Raw genomic sequence first — 19,931 nt, forward strand, 5'->3', positions numbered from 1 at the left:
CACTTAACGTGTGTACGCGCCGCTGAACGCCAGGCCACGGGCGAGGCGGGGATTTCGCAAAAGCCCACTGGGCTTTTGCGCCGCCGAACGGGCAGGCCACGGACGGCCTGCCCCGGACCGGCAAGCGAAGCGGGATGCGTAGCGCAGCCGGGCCTGGCTGGGGATTAACGAAGCAATAACGTCGCGCCAAGGATGGCATGCATCATGCTTGAGTCGGCGGAAATACAAAGTGCCATACCGCAAGCGCGCTGAACGCGCCTGCGGATAAAAGACCTATCGTCGCCGGCCATGATGTTTCCGAAGCTGACAGTTCGGTGCGGGGCGGAATGACTTGTAAGACGGATTGGCTTCTGAAGACCGCGGCAATCCATGGCGCCTCTTGAGTGTGCTCCTGACCCGGGGTAACGTTCATACACCCTTTTATCGCTGCCACGCTCCATGTCCATCGGCATCCTAGTCATCGGCGATGAAATCCTGAGCGGCCGACGCCAGGATAAACACCTTAGCCACGTCATCGAGGTGCTCGGTCACCGCCAGTTGCGATTGCGTTGGGCCCGATTCGTCGGCGACGAGACCGCCGCGCTCATCCGCGAATTCCGCGCGATTCGCGACCGCGGAGATATCTGCTTCAGCTTCGGCGGGATTGGCGCGACACCGGACGACCTTACCCGACCATGCATCGCCGAGGCATTCGAAATCCCCTTGCGACGGCACCCGGAGGCACAGGCAATCATCGAAGAGCGCTTCGGTGCCGAGGCCTACCCAAACCGAATCCTGATGGCCGATTTCCCTCAAGGCGCAGAGATCATCCCGAATCCGGTCAATCGCATTCCGGGCTTCCGTATCGGGCAGATTCATTGCCTGCCGGGGTTTCCCAACATGGCCTGGCCGATGATGGAATGGGTCCTGGATACCTATTATGCGCAACTGCACCGTGACAAACCGGCCGAGGCCAGCGTAGTCGTCCATGAGGTTCCGGAGAGCGTGCTCATCCCCTGGATGAACAGCTTCATCGCGCGCCATCCGGACCTCAAGCTTTTCAGCCTGCCGCGTTTTACCGAGAACGGCGGTGCCGAGATCGAACTGGGGATCGCGGGCAACGAAACAACCGTGCGCGACGGTCTCGCGGAAATCAGGCATATGCTCGATTCCCGGGGTTACCGCTACAGCGAATGCAAATAAGTGTTATCAGGCCGTACACAGGGAAGTGTTATATATCTGCTTAAGTCAAGGGAATGGTATTCACCCTTTTGAAACAGGAGTAAAGTAAGTTCCTGCCATAGCTGACTCCGTTTGAAGTAGGAGGGTGTCATGAGAAGGCGGCTTTATTTCCTGCTACCGAATGTCAAGCATGCCAAACAGGTTTACCACCAGCTGTTGCTGTCACATATCGAAGAGCGCTATATCCACGCGCTCGCCCGCGAGGGAATTACGCTCGGTGATCTGCCCGAGGCCACCGTCATGGAAAAAAGCGACGCACGCCATGGTCTAGGGCTCGGCTTGATCGTGGGCGGGCTAACCGGTGCGCTGGCCGGCGTCGTCGCGCTCATGTTCCCGCCATCCGGTCTGGCCATGAACTTAAGTGTCATTCTGGCGATGAGTGTTATCGGCGCCATTATGGGTCTCTGGATATCCGGGATGATTGCCTCGGATGTGCCCAACACGCATCTGAAGGAATTCACCAAAGAAATTGAAAACGGGAAAATTCTGCTGATCGTGGATGTGCCCAAGGAACAAGTCCAGACGGTCACGCGCAAGGTGAAGAAACTTCACCCCGAAGCTGACATGCGCGGCCGCGATCCCACGATACCGGCGTTTCCTTAATCGTATAACGTCAACTTCCGGCACCTGCCCTGCCCAGACGTATGTTGCAAGACAGATCCATCCCCCGGTATACGGCGTCCGACAATCAAACCTGGCAGTGCTGAAAACTATTCAGCCTTCCACACCTCGATGCTGCGGATGATATGTTTATTTAGATGAAACCTGCCCGCTTGCCTCGCGCGCCGGCTCCCGGCGGCAAGGCTTCAATTGCCGTGTTAAAACCGGATTCCGTCACCGCGCTGATGGCGGCGGCGAATCTGGCGCAATCGCTGGAATTTCCCCTGGTAACTGCCGATCTGGCAGAAAACTATGATCTGATTCTGGCGGCCACCGGGGAACATCTCGAGTTGCGTGACAACCTCAGCCCGCGCATGAAACCGGTGAGCGTGGATTTCACGGATATGGACCTGCGGCGATACGGTCTGAACCTTTCCCGGCGCCAGCCGTTGGCGCGCGCGATTGGCAAGAAATCGCGCCTGGTGGTAGATGCCACCGCGGGTTTTTGCCGGGATGCATTACTGCTCGCCCTCATGGGCTTTCGCGTGACGGCGCTCGAACGATCACCGGTCATCGCGGCCCTGGCGCAAGACGGCCTCCGGCGTTTCACCGCGCGCACCGGCGTCGCTCTCACCCAGCGTCTCCAACTTGTCACGGGGGATGCCCGCGACCTGCTTGCTTCGACTGTGCCCCGCCCGGAGACGATTTATCTTGATCCCATGTTTCCATCCAAACGCAAGAAATCGGCGGCGGTAAAAAAAGAGATGCGCTTGCTGCGTGCGATTGTCGGTGAGGATCCGGATGCCTTGGAACTGCTCGACATCAGCCGCCGCGTGGCGATCGATCGCGTGGTAGTGAAACGCGCGGATGACGCCCCGCCGCTCGCTCCCGGCCCGAACTTGTCATTGTCGGGCAAACTGGTGCGCTATGACATTTATCTCACCCGCCGCTGACCGAGACATGACTGATCCGTTATTTTATTGCGAGCATCTGGCCGAACCCGGTGCGCTGCTCAGCCTGTCAGGCGACGAAGCGCACCACGCGGTGGCCTCCCGCCGGCGGCACCCTGGCGATACACTGTGGCTTTTTGACGGGCGCGGCGGCGGGGCGCGCGCCACTGTCCTGCGCGTGACCGGGCGCGGCCGGACACTCGATCTGCGGATCGAAGAACGCTATACCGAACCGCCGCCGAAACAGGTCATTCACCTCGCCAGCGCCCTGCCCAAGGGGGACCGCCAGACTGTTATGCTGGACATGGCGACTCAGCTAGGCATGGACGAATTCACTCCGCTGGAATGCGAACGGGGAATTGTAAAACCAGGCAAGAACAACACCGATCGCTGGCGACGTATCTGCATCGAGGCATGCAAACAAAGCCGCCGGTTACATTTACCCTTAATCCATCCACCCGCTACAACCCAGGAAGTAATAACCGGTGCCGCGGCACGAGGAGATGCCGTTTGGATCGCCCATCCCTCCGACCAGGCAATATCCCTGGCCGCTGCCGTGCAACCGGGAAACTCGGGATTTACTACAATTCTGCTCGGGCCGGAGGGTGGTTTTACGGATAAAGAAATAACTCTGGCCATCCGTGGCGGCGCCAGATTGTTGTCGCTGGGAACCGCAATTCTAAGAATAGAAACCGCGGCGGTGGCATTGGTCAGCGCTTTCGCCACGCTGGCTGATCGCACGCGCCGGTGAAAACAGGATAAAAACTTTAAATTAATCCGTGATGTGGGGGGATCCCCTGCCGGGGCATTCAGGCGTTGTAGACCAGATTCACCAGGCTGAAATATGTCTCCATTGCGACATCGCCGAAACTCAGGCCGGCGCCTTTTTCCGTTACCCGCCGGATTTTCGCCGGGATGCGGATTTGTTTGGATTCGCCACCGGCGTTCAGGGTAAGCCCGAGTTCCACGGGCGCGTTGAAAAACGGTACTTCCATCGGCAAATCCCCGATTAGCGCTCCGTTCAGGCTGATATCCCGAATCGTGCAGGCCATGATCTGTGCCTGATAATTCAACACAGCATTCATCTCAACCGGGATGCGTTGGCTGTCGCGCCTCTCGTTCATTATTCCCCCAATCCCTAACCAGCGGACCCGAATTACCCGACCTGAGTTTTCCACCGATAGAACAGTGCGCGATTTTATTATTAAAAGCGTAACTCCACCAGCGGATAATATTGCTCCATTTAACCGGATTTCTTGAAGATGGCCGATAACAGGTCGTTACCAATACTATTTTTCCGCTGGTCAGCGCCATGGCATGGCCACGATGTCATTCCGGAACCAGCCACGCCAGGCGTGACCGACCGGTACTTTGCGACTGCAGCAGCTTCAACAACTGCGGCAAAAGAGTTTGCAGCGTCTCCTCCAGCATCCAGGGCGGATTGATCACGATCATTCCGCAACCGTTCAAGCGGAAACTGGTATCTTCGGGATAAGGGGCGAATTCCGCCAGTAGCATCTTGCGAATTCCCGTGGCCACGAGGGCTCGGTGGAAGCGTTCGACCGGGGGACGGGTTTTGATGGGATACCACAGTGCGTAGATGCCAGAGGACCAGCGGTCATGAGCTACTTTCAGACCTTCCACCACCTGTTCATATTCCCTATCCGATTCGTATGGAGGATCGATGAGCACCAGGCCGCGTTTTTCCTTCGGCGGCAGATACGCCTTGAGGCCGGCATAACCGTCTTGCACCCGAACGGTAACCTGCCGGTTTCCCGCAAAGGTTGACTGCAGTTTTGCACACTCATCCGCTTGGCGCTCGAGCAGCACCATGCGATCCTGCGGCCGCAGGAAGTACCGCGCGATCACGGGTGATCCGGGATAGTAACGTAATGCTCCAGCTGAATTTTGCGCGCGAACCACTGCGAGGTATTCGGCGAGTTCCGGCGGAGTCTGCGTGTCCCACAGACGTTGAATGCCGTCGAGACATTCGCCGGTTTTCTGCGCCGCTTCGCTAGCCAAATCGTAACGACCCGCCCCGGCATGGGTGTCGAGATAGCAAAACGGAGTGGTTTTGTTGTGCAACGACTTGAGGAGCAAAGCCAGCACGACGTGCTTGGTGACGTCGGCGAAATTGCCGGCGTGGAAGATGTGGCGGTAATTCATAACGGCAGTAGCAAGTGAAAAGTGGCAAGTGGCAAGTAAAATCTTCTCTTGCTACTTGAACCTTGCTACTTGCTACTGTCTTTCAACCACCCAGCGGCGCGTTCGGCAAAATAGGTGAGAATGCCGTCCGCGCCGGCGCGTTTGATGGAGAGCAGGGATTCCATAACGCAGGCGCGTTCATCGAGCCAGCCGTTTTTCACGGCCGCCATGAGCATGGCGTATTCGCCGCTAACCTGATACACGAAGGTCGGAACGCCGAACTTGTCTTTCACCCGGCGGACAATATCGAGGTACGGCAACCCGGGTTTCACCATCACCATGTCCGCGCCCTCTTCGATGTCGAGCGCTACTTCGCGCAGCGCCTCATCCGAATTGCCCGGATCCATCTGGTAGCTGTATTTATTGCCGGCGCCGAGGCTGGCCGCCGATCCCACGGCATCGCGAAACGGTCCGTAGAAATTCGAGGCGTACTTGGCGGAATAGGCCAGAATACAGGTGTGGATCTGGCCGGCCTTTTCCAGTGCGTCCCGAATCGCGCCGATACGCCCGTCCATCATGTCCGAGGGCGCCACAATATCCGCGCCGGCCTCGGCATGCGTCAGGGCCTGTTTCACCAGCACCGCAACGGTTTCATCGTTCAGCACATATCCTGAACTATCGATAAGACCGTCCTGACTATGCGACGTATAAGGATCGAGTGCGATATCCGTGATCACGCCAAGTTCGGGAAAATTTTTTTTGAGCGTGCGCACGGCGTGCGGCACCAGGCCCTGGGGATTGTAGGCCTCACTGGCATTGTTATTCTTCTTCGTGGCCGGTATAACCGGGAACAACGCCATCGCCGGCACCCCCACACTCAGCAATTTCTCCGCCTGCTTGAGTAACAGATCCACTGAAACGCGGCTGATGCCAGGCATGCTCGGGACCGGCTCCGTGCAGTTCTTGCCTTCGATGACGAACACCGGCTGAATCAAGTCATCCGCATGAAGTCGCGTCTCGCGCATGAGCCGGCGCGAAAAGTCATTGCGGCGCATGCGGCGCATGCGGACTCGCGAAAATTTTCTTGTGTCAGTCGCCATGACGCGGTTGTCGTTATTCAAGGAGATCAATCTTCTTAAAAGAAAGAACGACCGGCGTTACTTGACCTTTTTGGCTTTGGCTTTGGTCTTGATCTTGGATTTGGCTTTTGATTTGACCTTGGCCGCCGGTTTGGAAACTTTCCTGGCTTTGGCTTTCGGTGCCGCTTTCCTGGCCAGCGCTTTTTTCGCGACGGGCTTGATTTTCAACGCGGCGGCCGCTTTGACTTTCTCCTTCGCCGCCGCCTTGGCCGCTGCCGCTTTCTCCTTCGCCGCCGCCTTGGCTTCGGCTTTTGCCGCCGCCGCCTTCGCCACCGCGGCCGCCTTTTCCTTGGCCGCTTGCCTGGCCGCTGCCGATTCAATTTTACCCATCACGTCCGCCAACGGCCGGATCTGGGATTCGATGATGTCGGTGACATTCTTGAATATCACGCTCACGGCGCCCACGCCGCGTACGGTGCGGAGCTTGCCCTGGGCCTTGTAGTAATTCACCAGCGGCGCGGTCTGCTGTTGGTAAACCTTGAGACGGTTGCCGACCGTTTGTTCGTTGTCATCGGAACGATGCATCAGCGTGCTGCCGCATTTGTCGCATTTGTTGGCCGTCTTCGGCGCGGAAAAGTAGATGTTGTATATCGCGCCGCAGGAGCCGCAGTTGCGCCGTCCGGTGAGGCGCTTCAGCAATACATCGGTATCCACGTCCACCAGCAGCGCGAGTTGCAGCGGCAATCCCAGGCGCGCCAGCATGGCATCCAGCGATTGCGCCTGCGGAATATTGCGTGGAAACCCGTCAAGGATGAAGCCGCTTTTGGCGTCGGGTTTGGACAAGCGCGCCTGGATCATGCCGAGTACCACCTCGTCCGAGACGAGTTGACCCGCGTCCATGGCGGCCTTGGCCCGCTTGCCCAACTCCGTTCCGGCCGCGACCTCCGACCGGAGCAAGTCGCCGGTAGACATCTGCGGTATCTTGTATTTTTCTACCAATAACTTAGCTTGCGTTCCCTTGCCGGAACCCGGGGCTCCCAAAAGGACAATTCTCATGGCGCTCTCGCTTTTTAAGTTCTTGGACGTGCGGTTGCTTCGGATTTTCCCTGGTTCATTCGCAGGGGCGCGTAAACTACAATTTTGCCCACCCCGGCGTCAATGGTCTGGACCCGGTCCCGCCATATAACAACGAAGATCGGCGTGTCCCGGGGCAGAAAAATTGATAAATTTGGCATATCCGCGCCGAATGGCCCCCATGCATCCCGTGGCAAGTCTGCCCCCATCCATGCCGGAGAAGCTTGCGAATATCGAATATTATAGATACTGACAGCATTATTCCTTGAGGCAACTGAAAATCCATGCCGCAACAACATGCCAAAAACGCCTTCTACGCCCAATCGGGGGGCGTGACCGCCGTGATCAATGCCTCGGCCGCCGGGATCATTGAAACGGCTCGGAAATACCGGAACAAGATTGCCAAGGTCTACGCCGGGCGCGACGGCATCATCGGCGCGCTGACCGAAGACCTGATCGACACCAGCAAGGAATCCGCCGCCGCCATCAAGGCGCTGCGTCACACGCCCTCGGGCGCCTTCGGCTCCTGCCGCTACAAGCTGAAAAGCCTTGAACAAAACCGGCGCGAGTATGAACGACTGATTGAGGTATTCCAGGCGCATGACATCGGTTTTTTCTTTTATAACGGCGGTGGCGACTCGGCCGACACCTGTCTCAAGATTTCACAATTGTCCGATACCATGGGATACCCCATCCAGGCCATCCATGTCCCCAAAACCGTGGACAACGATTTGCCGGTCACCGATAACTGCCCCGGATTCGGCAGCGTTGCCAAGTACATCGCCGTATCCACGCGCGAGGCCAGTTTTGACGTGGCTTCCATGTCGAAAACCTCGACCAAGGTATTCATCCTCGAGGTAATGGGCCGTCACGCGGGATGGATCGCCGCGGCCGGCGGGATCGCCTCCAGCAAGGATACCGAGATTCCGATCGTGATCCTGTTCCCCGAGGTGGCGTTCGATAAATCCAGGTTCCTCGCCAAAGTCGACGAGATGGCCGGTCGCTACGGTTACTGCTCGGTGGTGGTATCGGAAGGAGTAAAAGGCGCGGACGGAAAATTCCTCTCCGACCAGGGTCTGCGCGATGCCTTTGGGCATGCGCAACTCGGCGGCGTCGCGCCGGTGGTGGCAGGTATCGTCAAGGAGGGTCTCGGCCTCAAGTACCATTGGGCCGTGGCCGATTATCTCCAGCGCAGCGCACGCCACATCGCCTCGAAGACCGATGTCCAGCAGGCCTACGCCATGGGCAAGGCCGCCGTGGAACTGGCCGTGAAAGGCTGTAACTCGGTGATGCCCACGATCGTCCGTCTCGCCGACAAGCCCTACAAATGGAAAATCGGCAGCGTGCCGCTCGATCAGGTGGCCAACGTCGAAAAGATGATGCCCAAGGATTTCATTTCCGACGACGGCTTTGGCATCACGGCCAAGTGCCGCGCCTACCTGGAACCGCTCATACAGGGCGAGGATTATCCGCCGTATAAGAACGGCATGCCGCAATATGTCCGGTTGAAAAACGTGCCGGTGAAACGGAAGCTCAGCGTCGAATTCAAAATTTGAATCCGTAATTAAATAATGCCAGACGGGGATCGTCGATTACACTCGGGATCGGTAACAGGATAAAACGGTTCAAGGTCCGCCAAACCGTGGAGAAAATAATGTCTGGATCGATTTAAGAAATGCGGACCGCACGCCTGGTTCCGGCGACAAAGCCGATTCGGCAGTAATAAATTTATGCTCGGTTGGTCTTGATTTGGCTCAGCGATAGGGTACATTCTGTTCCGGTTATCGCGCACTGCGCGTCGTACGGCGCGTTTCGTCCAACCTGCGGGAGGAAAACATGTCTGACAGTCTGCTCATCGCGCTTTTCTGCGCCATCGCCGCCATCGTGTACGGAGTTTTGTCCATCAAATGGGTGCTCGACAAACCGACGGGGAGCGATCGGATGCGCGAAATCGCGGCCGCGATTCAGGAGGGCGCCACGGCCTATCTCAACCGCCAGTACAGCACCATCGCCTTCGTAGGAGTCGGGCTCTTTATCGTCATCTATTTCGGGCTCAACGCCAAAACCGCCATCGGGTTTGCCATCGGCGCTGTCCTCTCTGCCGCCACCGGCTACATCGGCATGAACATCTCGGTGCGCGCCAACATCCGCACCGCCGAAGCGGCCAAAAGCGGTCTGAACCCGGCCCTGCAAGTGGCGTTCCGGTCGGGCGCCATCACCGGAATGCTGGTGGTGGGACTCGGCCTGCTGGGGGTCGCCGGGTACTATGCGATTCTCGAGTATCTTTCACCCTATGCCAGTCAAACCGATCTGATTGCTCCGCTGGTGGGGCTGGCTTTTGGCGGATCGTTGATTTCCATCTTTGCGCGGCTGGGCGGCGGCATTTTCACCAAGGGCGCGGACGTGGGCGCGGACCTCGTGGGCAAAGTCGAGGCCGGCATTCCCGAGGACGATCCGCGCAACCCGGCGGTGATCGCGGACAACGTCGGCGACAACGTCGGCGACTGCGCCGGCATGGCCGCCGACCTGTTCGAGACCTATGCCGTGACGCTGATCGCGACCATGCTCCTGGGCAGCCTGCTGCTGCCGGACTTCAGCAACGCCGTGCTCTATCCGCTGGTTCTCGGCGGCGTGTCCATCATCGCCTCCATCATCGGCACCTTTTTCGTCACGGTCAAAAAGAAAGCCAAAATCATGAACGGCCTGTACCGGGCCGTAATCGTCTCCGGCGTGCTGGCGGCCAGCGCCTTTTATTTTGTGACGGACATCATGATGACCGGCAACGGCCTCTACGGCGCTACCCGGATTTTCGGTGCAGCGTTGATCGGGCTTGCGCTGTCCACCGTCATGGTGGTCATCACCGAGTACTATACCGCGACCCAGTACCGCCCGGTGCGCAACATCGCCGCCGCCTCCGTCACGGGTCATGCAACCAACATCATTGCCGGCCTGGGGCTCTCCATGAAAGCCACGGCGCTGCCGGTCATCGCGGTCTGTGCCAGCATCTGGGGCGCCTATGAACTCGCCGGCCTGTACGGCATCGCGATCGCCGCGACCGCGATGCTCTCGATGACCGGCATCATCGTGGCACTCGACGCCTACGGCCCGGTCACCGATAACGCCGGCGGCATCGCCCAGATGGCGGGGCTTCCGAAGTCGGTGCGCGATATTACCGACCCGCTCGATGCCGTGGGCAACACCACCAAGGCCGTGACCAAAGGCTACGCCATCGGCTCGGCGGGGCTCGCCGCGCTGGTGCTGTTCGCGGATTACACCGACGCGCTCAAGCATGCCGGCAAGGCGGTCGAATTCAGCCTGTCCAATCCCAATGTGATCATCGGGCTCTTCATCGGCGGGCTGGTGCCCTATTTGTTCGGCGCCATGGCTCTCGAGGCGGTGGGCCGCGCCGCGGGCAGCGTCGTGGTGGAAGTACGCCGCCAATTCAAATCCATCAAAGGCATCATGACCGGCAAGGCCAGACCGGATTATTCACGGGCCGTGGACATGCTGACCAAAGCCGCGATCAAGGAAATGATCATTCCCTCGATGCTGCCGGTGCTGATTCCGATTATTGTCGGCTTCACCCTCGGGCGCGAGGCCTTGGGCGGCGTGCTGCTCGGTTCCATCGTCACGGGCATCTTCGTCGCCATCTCCATGACCACCGGCGGCGGCGCCTGGGACAACGCCAAGAAATACATCGAGGACGGCAAGCACGGCGGCAAGGGTTCGGACGCGCACAAGGCCGCGGTCACCGGCGACACCGTGGGCGATCCCTACAAAGACACGGCGGGGCCGGCGATCAACCCGATGATCAAGATCATCAACATCGTGGCGCTGTTAATCGTCCCACTCTTATAGAGTGCGCGCCCTACGCGCTTCGGCTCGCTCCCTTCTCCCCTTGCGGGAGAAGGGATGGGGATGAGGGGTAAGGGGGAAATCTATCAAACGGGGCCGGCTTTGCCGGCCTTTTGTTTTGGCGTCCCTCGGCTCCACAGACAGTACGTCCCTGTACTGTGGATTCCTGTCGTTTCAGCGAACGATTTTCTCCAACTCCAACCTCGTCGCGGGCGGCAATTTTCTCATTCCCTGTTTCAACGGCGCCTTGAACTTGGCTGGCCAGTATCCGTCATTTTCTGTTGTTGACGGATACTATGGTATCCACTAAAATTTTATCATGACGGATACTGATCGGCAGCATCCCTTGTTCATCCCGCACCGCCGTGCGCTGACGGTGTTGTACGCCGATCTGGAGAGCCACGCGCTCAACCAGCGCGAGGTCTTCGTCGGCACGGCCGGCTCGGTGATCGAACGCACGAATGCCTCCGGCTTTCGCTTCTACACCCACCAGTTCTACGACGGCGAGGGCCGCAAGCGCGAGCGCTACCTAGCCGGGCCCGTGGGAGACCCGAAGGCCGATGCCGCGGCGGCTGACCTGCGCGAGCGTATCCGGGAACTCAAGGAGATCGTGCCCTCGCTGCGCCTGCTAGGGCGGGAAGGGTTCAATCTGGCCGATGCCAAGACCTATGCCACCCTGGCCAGTCTGCACAACCATGGGGTGTTTGCGGCCGGAGGGATGCTCATCGGCTCGCACGCCTACGGGGTACTGCTGAACCGCTTGGGCGTCCGTGCCACCCCGTACGCCACCGAAGACATTGACATCGCCCGGCGGCGCGAGGCGCTCGCCTTTGAAAAGCAGCCCGAACAGGGCCTGCTTGAGATGTTGAAGGACACCGGAATCCCCTTTGTCGAAGTCCCCTCGCTTAACCGCAAAAAGCCGCCGACCTCTTTCAAACAACGCGGCCGGTCGCGGTTTCACGTTGATCTGCTGGTGCCCTCGGCCAATGAAGATTTTCCCGTTGTCCCGGTTCCGGAACTCAGAGCCTACGCCACCGGCTTGCCGTATCTCGATTGTCTCCTGGCCGAATCCCAAACGGCAATGCTGATGGCGCGCGAAGGCTGTTGCCCAGTGCGGGTGCCGTTGCCCGAGCGCTTCGCCGTCCACAAACTCATCGTGTCGCGCCTTCGTAGCGGGCGCGAGGCGAAATCGGACAAGGACGTCTTCCAGGCCTGCGTGCTGTGTGCGGCGCTCGCGGAGAGCCATCCTGGCGCCATTGAATCCGCGGTAGCGCAGATTCCGCGCCGGGCGAAGAAATACCTTGCCCCCGCGATCGAAGCGGCGCACCGACTGCTAGCGCCTGTCCACGCGCGGGCCTGGGAAGAGCTCTCGGAGGCGGCCAAACCGTAGATGTGCCCTGGTGGAAGTATCCGAAAATGAGCGAAACCGAATTCATTATCATTATTAACGTGATGGAACCAAGACCTTCGGCGCGGTGCTGCTCGGCGCCATCGTCACCGGCATTTTCGTCGCCATCTCCATGACCACCGGCGGCGGCGCCTGGGACAACGCCAAGAAATACATCGAGGACGGCAAGCACGGCGGCAAGGGCTCGGAGGCCCATAAAGCCGCCGTCACCGGCGACACTGTCGGCGATCCTTACAAGGACACCGCGGGTCCGGCCATCAACCCGATGATCAAGATCATCAACATCGTGGCGCTGCTGATCGTGCCGCTCTTATAAGAGATTCCCACCAACTTCCCCGTTCCCTCCGGGAGAGGGCAAAGGGTGGGGGCAGCTTCAACACAAAGGGCCGGTTTACCGGCCCTTTTATTAATGACGTGAATCAGAAAGACTATCGCACAACTGAATATCAGGCCTCGGCGGTTTTGCGTTCCGGCTGCGGTGATTCAATTGCCAGAGGGTGGATCCCCAGTTTCTCGAACAACTTTTGGTCGGTGTCGGCATTCGGATTTGGGGTCGTGAGCAGTTTATCGCCGTAGAAAATGGAATTGGCGCCGGCGAGAAAGCACAGCGCCTGAAGGTAATCCGGCATCAGGCTGCGGCCGGCGGACAGGCGCACGAACGAGGTCGGCATGGCGATGCGCGCGACCGCGATGGTGCGCACGAACTCGATCGGATCAAGTCTTGCGGCCGTCGTCGCGTCAGTAAGCGGTTTTATACTGATCTGAGACTTTGTATTTTCGTCTGAGTCCATACTTTCCGACGTCCGCGCCCGACTCGCGACGGTCGCATCCCCATCGTTATCGTGATGGGGCCCCTGCTCCCTGCTCGCAGGCGCTCCTCCTCCAAGCGGCGTGCCGGGGATATGCACCAGCAGGTTGATCGGCACCGACTCCGGCGGCGGGTCGAACGCGGCCAGTTCGGCGATGAACTGCACCCGATCCGCGCGCGACTCGCCCATGCCCATGATGCCGCCGCAGCAGACCTTGAGGCCGGCGGCGCGGACTTTTTTCAGCGTATCCAGCCGGTTGTCGAAACTGTGGGTATGCACGATATTGTCGTAATGGGCGCGCGAGGTATCCAGATTGTGATTGTAGTAATCCAGGCCCGCCTGCGCGAGCGCTTCGGCCTGTCCCTCGTGCAATAAACCGAGCGTCGCGCAGGTTTCCATCCCGAGGTTTTTCACCGCGCGGATCATGTCCGCGACCCGTACCAAATCTTTATCTTTCGGACCGCGCCAGGCGGCGCCCATGCAGAAACGCGTGGCGCCGCGTGCCTGGGCCGTACGCGCGGCGGCAATGACTTCGTCGCAGGACAACAACGGCTGGTTCAACACATCGGTGTGAAATCGGGCGGACTGGGAACAATAACCGCAATCTTCCGAACAACCGCCGGTCTTGATGGACAGCAGCGTGGAGAGCTGCACCGCATTCGGGTCGAAGTGTTGCCGGTGCGTAGTCTGCGCGCGGTAGATCAAATCGCTGAACGGCAAATCGAACAGCGCGGCAATCCGGTCCGTGTCGTGTCGCATTGATAATGATCCGGGTAAGTTACGCCACGCTAGGGGAAGCGGCCGCCGTTGTCAACTCGCCACCATGAACCTGGTTGACTGATAGAATTTACGCGCGCGAGCTGGTTTCACGCGACGCGCCGGTCGCCAGTCTGCGCAGCCGTTCTAGATTCCGCAAACCGATGTGGCGTCCCTGAACCGTGATCATGCCCTCCTCCTGGAACCGTGAAAGCAGACGGCTGACGGTTTCGAGAGCCAATCCAAGATAATCGCCGAGATCCTTGCGTGACATGTTGAGCTTGAAGGACGTGACAGTGGTGCCAAGATTTGCAAGACGGCGGGAAAAACTCAGCAAACAGGCAGCCAGCCGTTCCTCCGCGGTCATGCGCCCCAGCAGCATAAGCATTTCATCGTCGCGCACGATCTCCCGGCTCATGAGCCGGATCATCTGGTGCTGCAAACCGGGAATCTGTTGTGCCAGGTTTTCGAGCGCCACGTAGGGAATTTCACAAACTTCAGAGTTTTCGAGCGCCTCAGCGGTGGTGGGATGCACGTCCGCGCTGATCGCGTCAATTCCGAGCAATTCTCCGGGCAGGTGAAAACCGGTCACCTGGGCCCGGCCGTCTTCGATAAGGCCGACGGACTTGAGTGCTCCTACTCGAACCGCGTAAAGCGAGCGCAGGTGATCTCCCGAGCGGTAAAGCGTCTCTCCCTTCTTCAACTTTCGCCGGCGCTTGATAATTCGGTCGAGCGCGGAAATATCGGCGGCGTTGAGTCCAAACGGCAGGCACAATTCACGCAACGTGCAGCTTTGGCAGGCTGCCTTGATGCTGCTGATGCTGATTACCTTGGCCGTTCCCTCATTTTCCATCGGCGCTATTTTTTGACCCAGATAGTCATTCAAGTAATATATCCGTGATGCACCAATTGCGTCTATGGGATCCATGAATTTACAGTGGATTCTGAACCATCCCGCGACAGGAACTCGCCGCTGCTTAATTCAGATCCAATGGCTTGAGGTCGCCAACATGACATCAAATCCGGCTATCGATTTGCCAACAATGGTGAATGATAATGTGCCGTTCCCGGCCATGAGCAAGACAGAACCATAATTCAGGGTATTTCCGGCGCTTATTTCGGGAGGCGGGATAGCCTCGGCAACGGACGAAATAGGGGCCTCCACGTTGACCAACATCGCCGGCCGTGCACGGTACGCGGCCCGGCACCACGGATGAAACCAGGTTGTGCGGGTTGATGTCCGAACAGCGCACCGTCAACCGCGTCAGATAATCGGACGCGGAACCGCCAGAATATTATTTAATCGCGGAAGTGCAATGCATGCAGCGCTTGGCCGCGAGCGGTATCTCCGAAAGGCATTCCGGACATTTCTTGGTGTCAGCCGCCTTGGCCGCTTCGGGCTGCTTCATCCGGTTCATCGCCTTGATCACCATGAACAACGCCAAGGCAATGATGATGAAGTCGATCAGGGTATTGATGAAAGCCCCGTAATTCAGCGTCGGGGCCCCCGCGGCCTTGGCGGCTGCCAGGGAGGGAAAGGTTCCACTGCCGAGATTGACGAACAGGCCGCTGAAGTCCATCCCGCCCATGGCCAGGCCGATTGGCGGCATCAACACATCGCCGACAAATGAACTGACGATCTTGCCGAATGCCGCGCCGATCACGATACCGACCGCCATGTCCACCACGTTGCCACGCATGGCGAATTTTTTGAATTCTTCCAACATGACAAATCTCCTTAATTGTTATTGTTGCCGAAACGTGATGTTAGATTATTACTTCATCATGTTTATGACCGCTTTGCCAATCCCATAAATTAAGCATGCAGATTAGTGTCAGATCACCTTTGAAAAGCGTCGTTGCTGTTTTTCCCGCAGGTACCGGTCGAATACCATGCAAATGTTGCGGATCAGCAATTTTCCCGCCGGACGGACCCGGATGGCGCCAGCATCCATATCCAGCAAACCGTCCTGCTGCATCACCCTGAGGTCCGCCAACTCGGTCGAAAAATATTCCGAAAAACGGATGGCATGCGATTTTTCGACGGTGCGGACATCAAGCATGAAGTGACAAATGAGTTGCGTAATGATCTCCCGCCGCAGTTTGTCGTCGGCGTTCAGCGTGATCCCACGCATGACCGGCAGGTGGCCGCCGTCGATCGCGGCGTAATATTCCTCCAGTGTCCGCTGATTCTGGCAGTAACTGTCGCCGACCATCCCGATTGAGGTTACTCCCAGGCCGACCAGATCGCACTCCGCATGCGTCGAATACCCCTGGAAATTCCGGTACAGGGTGCCGTTGCGCTGGGCCACCGCCAGTTCATCGTCGGGCCGGGCGAAATGATCCATGCCGATATACACATAACCCGCCTGTGTCAGGCGCTCGATCGTGAGCTGAAGAATATTGAGCTTCTCCTGCGGACTTGGCAGGTCTTCGGCGCGGATCCGGCGTTGCGGCTTGAACATTTCCGGCAAGTGGGCGTAATTGAATACCGAAAGCCGGTCCGGTCCCGCATTGATGATCTTGTCCAGGGTGCGCCCGAAGCTCGCCACCGACTGGTGTGGCAGGCCGTAGATGAGGTCCATGCTGATGGAGCGGAAGCCAAGCGCGCGTGCCTGGGTCAGCACGGCAAATGTCTCGGCTTCGCTCTGAAGGCGATTCACCGCTTTCTGCACCACGGGATCGAAATCCTGCACGCCCATGCTCAACCGGTTGAACCCGAGCCGGCGTAATAATGCCAAGGTTTCCGTGCGAACCTCGCGCGGGTCAATCTCGATGCCGTACTCGCCCTGGTCGTCATCGCGCAGGTGAAAATGCCGACGCGTGACGTCCATCAACTGCTGCATCTCTTCGTGACTGATGAATGTCGGCGTACCGCCGCCCCAATGCAACTGCTCCACAACACGCTTTCGATCGAAGAGTTCCGACTGCCGGGCGATCTCGCGGTGCAGATGGTCGAGGTAGGGCGCGGCGCGCCGGCGGTTCTTGGTGACAACCTTGTTGCAGGCACAATAGAAACAGACGGTGTCGCAGAACGGTATATGAAAATAGAGCGACAGCGGACGCGGCGGGGTAATATCGTTGCCGCGTTCGGCCCGCGTTCGATACTCGGCCTCGGTGAATCCGCCGCGGAATTCGACGGCCGTGGGATAAGAGGTATAGCGCGGCCCGCTCTTGTCGTAGCGACGAATCAGATCCGGGTCAACAACGAGCTTGTGCATCACTTATCCCCCGGTTCGGGATTAGACAGGTGCAGTTAAAAACTTGATAGGGTGAACATACCCGTTTGCGCCAAGGCATCGGCCGGCCGCCGCATATCTCCCCCGGAAAAAACGTAAATCGGCCCGGAAAGCCGCGCTACTTGATATTCGCCACCAGGTAATCGACAGCGGCCTTGACTTCGGCGTCGGTTTTCGCGCCACCCTTGGGCGGCATTATTCCCTTGCCCTTGATGACCGTGGCGACCAGCGCGTCCTTGCCCTGCTTGAGCAACGGCTCCCATTTCGCCTTGTCGCCCGTCAATTTCGGGGACATCATACTGTGGCAACCGGCGCAGGACTTGTCGTACACCGCCTTGCCGTCGGCGGCGGAAGCCTGACCGACGATGAGCAGCGCCGCAAAACTTGTAATCGTGATAATCGCGAGTTTCATGTCAATCTCCTTTCAAGTTGAGTGCAACCAATCGCTTACATAACCTCTGAGTAAATCGTTGATCAGTACAAGCCCGCCGCAAGCGGCGCGCCCAGCGGAATCCAGTTTGCCAATACAGGGCTTGGTGGATTCCGGGTTCGCTCGAACAATGCTATCACCGTAGTGAGTCAGCGCATTGACGCCGATCAAACTCGAATCTCCGTCTGTCCGGCTTCCGGTCATTCTATGATGCGAATATGCCCACCCTCTCTCTCGATGACCTGCGAAGGCGGCCTAGAGAACCACATCTGATACATGGACACCACCCACATAAAGGCAAAACACATGCCCATGATCCCGCCAGAAATCATCACGACCCATGCGAACCAGGCATAAAGCTTGGTGATGTACCAGGCGCTGACGTCCAGCACGACGCAAATAAAGGGTGTGGCGACAATGGCGGCTTTTAACCACACCGGCCGCATATAGGCATGACTGAAGATCGTGCCCATGACGAAAAAGATGAAGGTGAACCCGAACAGGTGAATGTGCGACACGCGAACCAGCGTGAAAATATTGGTGCCGGTGTCCTTTTCGGTCACCTTTTTGAGATTATCGTATCCGGTAAGATTGACGAGGTGCGGATTGCTGCCGTCGTGGCAGGCCATGCAGCGCTTATCCAGCACCTGCTTGAATTCCTTCTCGTAACCGTCGCGACTGGCGCCTTCCTGCACCCACTTGATGAGTGGAATAATCTCGTCGCGCGGCAACATGGTGGACATCGGTCCGCGCAGGGCCGATTCCAGACGCGAGCCCTGACCGCTGCCGCGGTAGGTGAGCACGATATCCCGGTAGGAAAGCGTATTCGGATTCCCGTCCCGCCCGGCGTGCGCGTGAAACAAATAGATCAAGGCGAAGATGTAGCCGAAGCCGAGAATGATGAGCGACGCCGTATACAGCACGCGCAGGCTTAAAGGCAATTCCGAATAGTGGTGATAAAGCCTGTGCAGCGGGATGTCGCTCATGGTCCGTTCCTCTGTGTTTTATAGCTCGTTCACTTGCCCAGTGGAATCACGAACACGACGGCCCGCGCCTTCTGGCGTGCGTAGTGGGCCGCGAGGTTTTCGATATCCGCTTCGTCCAGCACGTCGGACATCGCCGCCATCGGCGGGCTTTTCCTGGCGCGAGTCCGGTAGTCATGCAATACCTTTTCGAGATAATCCACCCGCTGCCCGGCGAGGGCCGGTGTCAGCGGGTCGGTGCTGTTGCCGTTGATGCCGTGACAGCGATCGCATTTCTGCGCCCATTCGGCGGTAGTAAGGGGCATGCGTACGTTCGGCGGCTTCGGCGTTTGCGCCGCGTAGAACGCCGCCAGGTCATTAATCGTATTGTCATCGAGCGCGGCCACCGGGCCTGTCATCGTTTCATCTTTACGCGACCCGTCCTTGTAGGCCTTGATCGCGGTCACGAGGTATTGCGCATCCTGACCGGCGAGGCTCGGGGTAACGGGATTCCCGCTGACACCCTGGTTGCCGTGGCAGCCGGCACAGGCTGCGGCGGCGGCCTCACCCGACTCCGGTTTTCCGCTGATGGGCGGCGTCTTCGCGCGTTCGGGTTTCTGGAGCGCATAGTAGAGCGCGATGTTCTCCAGCTCACTATCGCTCTTGGGCATGAGAAAAGTTTTCATCAAATCATGCTTGCGGTCACCGCTCTTGTAGGCCTTCATGGCCGCAACGAGGTATTTCGGGTGCAGCCCCACGAGACTCGGCATCCCGGGAATTTTACTGACGCCGCCCTCGCCATGACACCCCGCACATCCCGCCGCGGCGTCCTTGCCCGCCTGCACCGGATCGGGCTTGGCCGGTCCGGATTTTACCGCGCTTGCTGGAATCGGCTGCGGGGGATCGAGGCTGGCATAGTAGGCCGCCACCTGGACCAAAGCGTCATCGCTCAAGTACTTGACGGCGCCGTCCATGGCCTTTTCACCGCGGACCCCCGTCTGGTACGCCCGCAGCTCAAGATGGAGGTAAGCCGGGCGCTGGCCGGCAATATGTGGAATACCCTTGGTTTTACTGACGCCGTCCAAGCCGTGACAACGGGCGCATGAGGCTTCGGCGACGTGCTTGCCCTCCGCAACCTCCAGGGCCGAGGCGTATACGGCCCGGAGATCGTCGCTTTTGCCGGGCGTCACGCTCACGGGTTGCGTTTCCTCGCTCGTGGAATAACGCACCATGGCCGCGATTACCACACCCGCGGCAACCACGGCCACGGAAGCAATCCAGTAAAATTTCCGCGCGCGTCGTTTCACCGATGTTCGCTCGAAATGGCGGCCTTACTTATTTCGACGGCTGATTGGCATAGCAAAACACGACACTCATTTATATATGATGGAACCGCTAGTATT

Annotated in this window: 18 protein-coding genes and 2 pseudogenes; 9 read left to right on the top strand and 11 right to left on the bottom strand. The window is 58.6% G+C overall.

Annotated elements, in window-relative coordinates; all coding sequences use genetic code 11:
* The first annotated feature begins 438 nt into the window (after positions 1-438).
* The 4 genes from WD823_RS04165 (at position 439) to WD823_RS04180 (ending at position 3,522) form a co-directional block, all read left to right on the top strand.
* A complete protein-coding gene (locus tag WD823_RS04165) occupies positions 439-1,182 on the top strand; it encodes a competence/damage-inducible protein A (protein WP_368428225.1) in 744 nt (247 codons plus the stop codon).
* A 129-nt stretch (positions 1,183-1,311) separates the two neighbouring features.
* A complete protein-coding gene (locus tag WD823_RS04170; protein WP_368428226.1) occupies positions 1,312-1,824 on the top strand; it encodes a DUF1269 domain-containing protein in 513 nt (170 codons plus the stop codon).
* 155 nt (positions 1,825-1,979) lie between these two features.
* A complete protein-coding gene (locus tag WD823_RS04175; RefSeq protein WP_368428227.1) occupies positions 1,980-2,774 on the top strand; it encodes a class I SAM-dependent methyltransferase in 795 nt (264 codons plus the stop codon).
* A gap of 7 nt (positions 2,775-2,781) precedes the next feature.
* The gene (locus WD823_RS04180; RefSeq protein WP_368428228.1) at positions 2,782-3,522 is read left to right on the top strand and encodes a 16S rRNA (uracil(1498)-N(3))-methyltransferase; all 741 of its coding nucleotides are present in this window, start codon (positions 2,782-2,784) and stop codon (positions 3,520-3,522) included.
* 58 nt (positions 3,523-3,580) lie between these two features.
* Here the strand turns inward: WD823_RS04180 and WD823_RS04185 are convergent, their stop codons facing one another.
* From WD823_RS04185 to WD823_RS04200, 4 genes and pseudogenes are all read right to left on the bottom strand, one after another.
* Positions 3,581-3,895 (bottom strand): PilZ domain-containing protein, encoded by a 315-nt coding sequence (locus tag WD823_RS04185; RefSeq protein WP_368428229.1) that lies wholly within the window; start codon positions 3,893-3,895, stop codon positions 3,581-3,583.
* A 205-nt stretch (positions 3,896-4,100) separates the two neighbouring features.
* A complete protein-coding gene (locus WD823_RS04190; protein ID WP_368428230.1) occupies positions 4,101-4,937 on the bottom strand; it encodes a 23S rRNA (adenine(2030)-N(6))-methyltransferase RlmJ in 837 nt (278 codons plus the stop codon).
* A 65-nt stretch (positions 4,938-5,002) separates the two neighbouring features.
* Positions 5,003-6,016, bottom strand: coding sequence for a porphobilinogen synthase (hemB, locus tag WD823_RS04195; RefSeq protein WP_368428231.1), 1,014 nt, complete (start codon positions 6,014-6,016; stop codon positions 5,003-5,005).
* 393 nt (positions 6,017-6,409) lie between these two features.
* Positions 6,410-7,051 (bottom strand): annotated as a pseudogene (locus tag WD823_RS04200) (adenylate kinase); the annotation flags it as partial.
* A 302-nt stretch (positions 7,052-7,353) separates the two neighbouring features.
* Here WD823_RS04200 and WD823_RS04205 point away from each other — a divergent pair.
* The 4 genes and pseudogenes from WD823_RS04205 to WD823_RS04220 form a co-directional block, all read left to right on the top strand.
* Positions 7,354-8,625 carry a 6-phosphofructokinase gene (locus WD823_RS04205; RefSeq protein WP_368428232.1) on the top strand — a complete coding sequence of 424 codons (1,272 nt, stop codon included), beginning with the start codon at positions 7,354-7,356 and terminating at the stop codon, positions 8,623-8,625.
* 280 nt (positions 8,626-8,905) lie between these two features.
* Positions 8,906-10,927 (top strand): sodium-translocating pyrophosphatase, encoded by a 2,022-nt coding sequence (locus WD823_RS04210; RefSeq protein ID WP_368428233.1) that lies wholly within the window; start codon positions 8,906-8,908, stop codon positions 10,925-10,927.
* 316 nt (positions 10,928-11,243) lie between these two features.
* Complete coding sequence (locus WD823_RS04215) at positions 11,244-12,314, top strand: GSU2403 family nucleotidyltransferase fold protein (protein WP_368428234.1); 1,071 nt, start codon at positions 11,244-11,246, stop codon at positions 12,312-12,314.
* An 85-nt stretch (positions 12,315-12,399) separates the two neighbouring features.
* A pseudogene (locus WD823_RS04220) lies at positions 12,400-12,648 on the top strand (sodium/proton-translocating pyrophosphatase); the annotation flags it as partial.
* A 130-nt stretch (positions 12,649-12,778) separates the two neighbouring features.
* Here WD823_RS04220 and bioB read toward each other — a convergent pair.
* Together bioB and fnr are read right to left on the bottom strand one after the other, a co-directional pair.
* Positions 12,779-13,900, bottom strand: coding sequence for a biotin synthase BioB (gene bioB, locus WD823_RS04225; protein WP_368428235.1), 1,122 nt, complete (start codon positions 13,898-13,900; stop codon positions 12,779-12,781).
* Between the two features lie 88 nt (positions 13,901-13,988).
* On the bottom strand, positions 13,989-14,783 hold the full coding sequence (fnr, locus tag WD823_RS04230; protein ID WP_368428236.1) for a fumarate/nitrate reduction transcriptional regulator Fnr: 795 nt from the start codon (positions 14,781-14,783) through the stop codon (positions 13,989-13,991).
* 40 nt (positions 14,784-14,823) lie between these two features.
* Here fnr and WD823_RS04235 point away from each other — a divergent pair, with 40 nt between their 5' ends.
* Entirely contained in the window at positions 14,824-14,991 is a 168-nt protein-coding gene (locus WD823_RS04235; protein WP_368428237.1) for a hypothetical protein, read from the top strand.
* A gap of 201 nt (positions 14,992-15,192) precedes the next feature.
* Here WD823_RS04235 and mscL read toward each other — a convergent pair whose 3' ends face one another.
* The 5 genes from mscL to WD823_RS04260 form a co-directional block, all read right to left on the bottom strand.
* Positions 15,193-15,624: a large-conductance mechanosensitive channel protein MscL gene (mscL, locus tag WD823_RS04240; protein ID WP_368428238.1), complete on the bottom strand. Its 432-nt coding sequence runs from the start codon at positions 15,622-15,624 to the stop codon at positions 15,193-15,195.
* A 108-nt stretch (positions 15,625-15,732) separates the two neighbouring features.
* Positions 15,733-17,118, bottom strand: a complete 1,386-nt coding sequence (hemN, locus tag WD823_RS04245) for an oxygen-independent coproporphyrinogen III oxidase (protein WP_368428239.1) — start codon at positions 17,116-17,118, stop codon at positions 15,733-15,735.
* 136 nt (positions 17,119-17,254) lie between these two features.
* Positions 17,255-17,548 (bottom strand): cytochrome c5 family protein, encoded by a 294-nt coding sequence (locus WD823_RS04250; RefSeq protein ID WP_368428240.1) that lies wholly within the window; start codon positions 17,546-17,548, stop codon positions 17,255-17,257.
* Between the two features lie 218 nt (positions 17,549-17,766).
* Positions 17,767-18,552, bottom strand: a complete 786-nt coding sequence (locus WD823_RS04255) for a protein S100 (RefSeq protein ID WP_368428241.1) — start codon at positions 18,550-18,552, stop codon at positions 17,767-17,769.
* 29 nt (positions 18,553-18,581) lie between these two features.
* Positions 18,582-19,835, bottom strand: coding sequence for a cytochrome c (locus WD823_RS04260; RefSeq protein ID WP_368428242.1), 1,254 nt, complete (start codon positions 19,833-19,835; stop codon positions 18,582-18,584).
* Positions 19,836-19,931 lie beyond the last annotated feature (96 nt).

It is taken from the genome of Sulfuricaulis sp. (genome assembly GCF_040901545.1).
GTDB lineage: Bacteria > Pseudomonadota > Gammaproteobacteria > Acidiferrobacterales > Sulfurifustaceae > Sulfuricaulis.